The organism is Acinetobacter sp. C15, from assembly GCF_013420645.1.
Taxonomy (GTDB): domain Bacteria; phylum Pseudomonadota; class Gammaproteobacteria; order Pseudomonadales; family Moraxellaceae; genus Acinetobacter; species Acinetobacter indicus.
Window position 1 is genome coordinate 1 of the sequence record NZ_VOXR01000142.1, and the last position, 951, is coordinate 951.

2 protein-coding genes are annotated in these 951 nt (G+C 47.8%); both read left to right on the forward strand.

The window, feature by feature from the left end; all coding sequences use genetic code 11:
• Window positions 1-57 precede the first annotated feature (57 nt).
• Window positions 58-372: a 50S ribosomal protein L24 gene (rplX, locus tag FTT63_RS15595; protein ID WP_000729185.1), complete on the forward strand. Its 315-nt coding sequence runs from the start codon at window positions 58-60 to the stop codon at window positions 370-372.
• Window positions 373-386: 14 nt separating this feature from the next.
• Window positions 387-926 carry a 50S ribosomal protein L5 gene (rplE, locus tag FTT63_RS15600; protein ID WP_001096200.1) on the forward strand — a complete coding sequence of 180 codons (540 nt, stop codon included), beginning with the start codon at window positions 387-389 and terminating at the stop codon, window positions 924-926.
• Window positions 927-951 lie beyond the last annotated feature (25 nt).

Sequence of the window (951 nt, forward strand, 5' to 3'; positions counted from 1 at the left end):
GTGAGAAGTTCATGAAAATTATCTCTCTGGCACCAGAAGTACTCTAAGGAGCGAATCATGGCAGCGAAAATCCGTCGTGATGACGAAGTTATCGTGTTAACCGGTAAAGATAAAGGTAAACGCGGTAAAGTTAAGAATGTCCTGTCTTCCGGCAAGGTCATTGTTGAAGGTATCAACCTGGTTAAGAAACATCAGAAGCCGGTTCCGGCCCTGAACCAACCGGGTGGCATCGTTGAAAAAGAAGCCGCTATTCAGGTTTCCAACGTAGCAATCTTCAATGCGGCAACCGGCAAGGCTGACCGTGTAGGCTTTAGATTCGAAGACGGTAAAAAAGTCCGTTTCTTCAAGTCTAACAGCGAAACTATCAAGTAATTTGGAGTAGTACGATGGCGAAACTGCATGATTACTACAAAGACGAAGTAGTTAAAAAACTCATGACTGAGTTTAACTACAATTCTGTCATGCAAGTCCCTCGGGTCGAGAAGATCACCCTGAACATGGGTGTTGGTGAAGCGATCGCTGACAAAAAACTGCTGGATAACGCAGCAGCAGACCTGGCAGCAATCTCCGGTCAAAAACCGCTGATCACCAAAGCACGCAAATCTGTTGCAGGCTTCAAAATCCGTCAGGGCTATCCGATCGGCTGTAAAGTAACTCTGCGTGGCGAACGCATGTGGGAGTTCTTTGAGCGCCTGATCACTATTGCTGTACCTCGTATCCGTGACTTCCGTGGCCTGTCCGCTAAGTCTTTCGACGGTCGTGGTAACTACAGCATGGGTGTCCGTGAGCAGATCATCTTCCCAGAAATCGACTACGATAAAGTCGACCGCGTTCGTGGTTTGGATATTACCATTACCACTACTGCGAAATCTGACGAAGAAGGCCGCGCTCTGCTGGCTGCCTTTGACTTCCCGTTCCGCAAGTAAGGTAGGGTTACTAAATGGCTAAGCT

Coding starts and splice junctions, on each gene's coding strand:
- rplX (WP_000729185.1), top strand. CDS start 58: ATGGCAGCGAAAATCCGTCGTGATGACGAAGTTATCGTGTTAACCGGT.
- rplE (WP_001096200.1), top strand. CDS start 387: ATGGCGAAACTGCATGATTACTACAAAGACGAAGTAGTTAAAAAACTC.